Consider the following 4,367-nt stretch of genomic DNA (forward strand, 5'->3'; position numbering starts at 1 on the left):
TCCATACAATCACTGGGATTATAGGCGGAATACTGATGTTGGAAGCCAAAAAGGCCAAGGACTTATTCAGCCCCAATAGTACCGAAAAGGTAATAGTTAGTGCCGTTTGCAAGCCCCATAAGGGGGAAATACCAAAAAAAACACCCAAAGCTATAGAAAAGGCTTTCTTGCTATCGGAGAGTTTCGTCTCTAAAAGATCTTCCTTAAGAAACGCTCTAAAACTTTTTTTTTGAAACTTCCTCAGAAAATCACGGGGCTTGATATAAAAAAGGGCTATAAGCACCAAAACTGTGTTGAGCAAACTTATTCGCACAAAATCCCACACAGGCCGAAAGTGAGAGACCCGCTCTTGTGGATCATAGAGCACTCGTATAGGTACGGACTTTATAGGTACTCCACGCCAACTGCTTCTAACAAGTACTTCTATCTCAAACTCAAACTTGCCTGTAAAATAGCGCTTCGGTATCCCCTCAAGCGGGTATAAGCGGTAACCTGACTGGGTATCGGGCAGCCTCACACCTGTCTCCAAGTGAAACCAAAAGTTGGAAAACTTATGCCCAAAACTACTCTTTCTTGGGACACCCTCCACAGTCATATCGCGGTTACCTACCAAGAGCGTGAGGGTAGGTTCTTGAGCTATAGCAGTAAGGAAATGAGCTATATCCTCTGGGAAGTGTTGCCCATCGGAATCTATCGTCAGCACATACTGGTAGCCCTTGGTTCTTGCCACACGAAAGCCCTCTTGCAAGGCCTTGCCCTTGCCTTTGTTCTGAGTGAAGGTAATGACTTCTATTTGAGGATAACGAGCAAGGATCTCGGCTGTACTATCAGTGGAGCCATCATTAACAACAATTACCTCAGGGGTATAGGAAAGAACCCCATCCAATACTCTGGAAAGGGTCTTTTCGTTGTTATAAGTAGGAATAAGTACAGCGTAATTAATGGTCAATGGTTAAATTTTTAACTAAATTTTTCAAATCCTTTACGCCTTTTTAGTATCGCTGATTTCGGCGTCTTTGATCTCTTCCTCTGCCTTTTTCTCGACCTTCTCAGGCGTATCGTCCTCCATCTCTTTTTTGAAGGTCTTAATGCCCTTACCTACGCCCTTTGCGAGCTCGGGGCTTTTTAGCTCCGAAAAGTAACACGATGATCGCTAAGATAATTAGCAGTTGTTGAACGCTTACGCCCATTTTTTCTCCTTTAAATTTTCCAAATTTCGATTAGCTTGCCTATGTCGCGGCTTGCCGTTTCTAGTTTGATAGTTTTGTAGATTGATCTTAAATTTTCATACGCCGCTTCCAGGCGGTCGTTTATTATGAAATAATCATACTCGCCTAGGCGCTCCATCTCCTCTTGCGCGTTTTGCAGGCGTAAAGCAATATCGGCAGGATCATTATCGCCGCGAGCGCGCAACCTATCCCTAAGCTCCGACAAGCTCGGCGTAGTAATAAATACGCTAGTAAGCTCGCTTTTAGGCACTTTACTGCGCACGATCTCATATCCTTGCACATCGATGTCAAAAATCACGATCTTACCCCGCTCAAGCTCGCTCGTAGCAGCTTTTAGCGAAGTACCGTAAAATTTGCCGTGCACGTTCGCCCACTCCAAAAAGTCGCCGCGATCGATGCCTGCGCGAAACTCGCTCTCGTTTATGAAATGGTAATTCACGCCGTCCGCTTCGCCCGCACGCATTTCGCGCGTCGTAGAGGAGATCGAGAAGTATATCTGCTCGCCAAATTCTGCGATAAGACGCTTTATGAGCGTACTTTTGCCGCTACCGCTGGGACCGGAGACGAGCAAAATTTTGCCTTTCACTATCTGTCTCCAAACGATATGTCAATATTGATCTTGAAGTCCTTCAGCGCGTCTTTGGCGTCCTTGCTACCCGCAAATTTCTCGATCGTGTTTGCGATGCCCGCTTCCAGATCATCGCGCAGTTTGGTTTTCAGCTCCTCGGCGCTCGGTTTTTTACCATGCTCGTTACGCAGCGACTCGCTTTTGGTGCTAGACCCTAGCTCGCTTGCCATAAGGCTAGCAAACTCCGCCGCAGCCGAAGCGGCAAGCTCATTCGGCATAGCTTGCGCGCCAAATTTCATCTCATTTACCTGCTCGGACGCGCCGAATTTATGCGCTTTAAATTCGGTGCGCTCCGAAGGCTTTGAAGCATTAAATTTTATCTGCTGCGCGGCGCTCTTTGTAGGCTTACCGGATTTAAATTGCTCGCTATCTGCAGAGCTTGTGGCAAACGAGTTTGCGAAATCGCCCTCCATAGCGCGCAAAAATCCGTCCGCAAACCCGCCAGCAACGCTATCATATTGTTCGCTTTGCTTCGGTAAATCTGAGGCATCTAATATGTGCGGCAAGTTTAGCTCCGAAAAATTCGGCGCAGGAGTAAAATTTGTAGTCCTGGTATTGCTAGAATTTGCAGAAGCTACGAAATTTGCGCCAATTGAATTCCATGCTTCATTATGAGCAGACATAGGCGTATTCTGTGCAAGTCCGCCAGTAAATTCCATACTTTGAAACGGAACGGCGTTATAAAGATTTTCGCGAGGTATATCGCCCGCACCCGCTAACGCAATCGGCGTATCTGAAGCGACCTCGTATTGAGACGAAATTTGCGTTTTTTGAAAATCCGTAGCCGTTTTATTTTTATCATGCGCAGATCTTTTCTCCTCTTTTTCATTGGAAGCAAACGCAGCCGCGGCAAAATTATCATATCCGCCAAACTCCTCCACGGGCATGCCAGCGCTATCGAAAAGCCTGGAAAAATCCATATCAAATCCACTGTTAACAGGCGCGCCAGCTGCATCTTGCACTACTTGCGAGGCAGAATTTTTTTCATCTGTTTTATAGGCAAATAAGCCGTCTGACTCATGCTGTTTAAGCGTAACGTCCGCAGAGTCTTTCGCTTCCTCTAGATTAGACGCAGCGTCTGCTTTTTTTTCAACAGTAGTTTCATTAGGGCTGCCAGCTCTTTGCGGCTCGTCTTGCTGCGCAAGCGGTAAAGTTTCGCTTGCCTGTGCGACAAGAATTTCATCTTCTGTCTGCGATTTATCCGTTTTGGAATTCTTAGGATTTTCATCATCTAGCGCCGCTAGGGCTATAGGAGCGTCATCCTTTGCGAGTGGAATTTCATCTTGAGGTGCGTGATTATTTTCAGCAGGCTCGCTTGCGCCGATACTATTTAGCGGTACATCCTCAGGGATATCGCTAGCAGCTAAGTTTAGAGGCATATCATCTGCGATATTATCCGCAATCTTTTCTGCGACGGCGTTAAGCGGCGTATCATCGGCGATGGTGTCCGCAAGAGCTGCTTCATCTGCAAGCTGCGAGAGCGGAATATCATCTGCGATCTCGTCCGTGCGCGGCATATCGCCTACCAACTGCGAAAGCGGCACATCATCTGCAATCTCGGGCGCTATATCGTTTGCCAGCTGCGAAAGCGGTATATCCTTGCCGGAGTCATAAAAGCTATCCACAAGCTCTTCAAAATTACTGCCCGAAGCGGAATTTGCCTGATCAATCGCATCGATCTCTTTCATCACAGAGCTTGCATCGGCAAATTCTTTCGCCATTTTTTCTTTCGCCTGCACGCTCATATTTTGAACCGAAAACTCGCTGATAAACGTGATGAGCTCAAGCGGCGAAAAAGGCTTGGTAAGGGTGTATCGCACTCCTGGCACCGAGACATTCTTAGGCGTCAGAAACAGCGTTTTATTAAGATTAAATTTTGAAATATCATCGCCATCTTCATAATTTTTTATCGTCAAATCATATTCACTCTCGTCTGCACTATATGCTACCAGATCCGCACCGATGCGCTCGCAGCAAATATTTACGACACTTGCAACCTGCTCATTGTGATTGTCAAGTAAAATTTTCATTTATGGCCTTTTGGAAAAATTTTACCTATTTTAAGATATTTTTGGTTATTAATTGCTTATATTTCTGCTAAATTTCGATCGTTTATGCGATAAACTTTGCTGCATTTCTGCGCCAAGCCCTCATCGTGCGTGACCAAAACTAGCGCGCCGCCGCTATGCGAAACGTACTCAAAGATCACGTCCATGACCTCGTTTGCGGTATCCTTGTCTAAATTTCCAGTAGGCTCGTCGGCGAAGATTATGCGCGGCTTTTTGCAAAGTATGCGAGCGATGCTCACGCGCTGCTGCTGTCCGCCGCTAAGCTCACCCACGCCTTGAGCAAGGGTGTTTTCTATCTTAAGCTTTTTTAAGATTTTCTGATCTATCGCATTATTCGTAAGTTTGGCGGCGAGTTCGATATTTTCGCCAGAGGAAAAACCCTTAAAAAGGTAGTGGGATTGAAATATTATACCGAAGTCGTTGCGGCGGATTTTAAGCCTC

Annotated in this window: 4 protein-coding genes and 1 pseudogene; all 5 read right to left on the reverse strand. The window is 46.1% G+C overall.

Features of this window, described 5'->3' with window-relative positions; all coding sequences use genetic code 11:
• Window positions 1–886 (reverse strand): DUF2062 domain-containing protein (locus tag Q0095_RS06390; RefSeq protein WP_297882432.1); only part of this gene is annotated, 886 nt, incomplete at its 3' end.
• A 96-nt stretch (window positions 887–982) separates the two neighbouring features.
• Window positions 983–1,190 (reverse strand): annotated as a pseudogene (gene tatA, locus Q0095_RS06395) (twin-arginine translocase TatA/TatE family subunit).
• A 10-nt stretch (window positions 1,191–1,200) separates the two neighbouring features.
• The gene (gmk, locus tag Q0095_RS06400; RefSeq protein ID WP_297882434.1) at window positions 1,201–1,815 is read right to left on the reverse strand and encodes a guanylate kinase; all 615 of its coding nucleotides are present in this window, start codon (window positions 1,813–1,815) and stop codon (window positions 1,201–1,203) included.
• On the reverse strand, window positions 1,815–3,887 hold the full coding sequence (locus tag Q0095_RS06405) for a hypothetical protein (RefSeq protein ID WP_297882436.1): 2,073 nt from the start codon (window positions 3,885–3,887) through the stop codon (window positions 1,815–1,817). The genes gmk and Q0095_RS06405 overlap by 1 nt, the downstream gene beginning before the upstream one ends.
• Before the next feature lie 56 nt (window positions 3,888–3,943).
• Window positions 3,944–4,367, reverse strand: a 424-nt coding sequence (locus tag Q0095_RS06410) for an ABC transporter ATP-binding protein (protein WP_297882438.1), incomplete at its 5' end; no start/stop codon positions are given.

Source organism: uncultured Campylobacter sp. (assembly GCF_938045535.1).
In the GTDB taxonomy this organism is placed as follows: Bacteria; Campylobacterota; Campylobacteria; order Campylobacterales; family Campylobacteraceae; genus Campylobacter_B.

Bases quoted from the DNA above. Each gene is read 5' to 3' on its own strand.
- Q0095_RS06405 (WP_297882436.1), bottom strand. From the start codon at position 3,887: ATGAAAATTTTACTTGACAATCACAATGAGCAGGTTGCAAGTGTCGTA.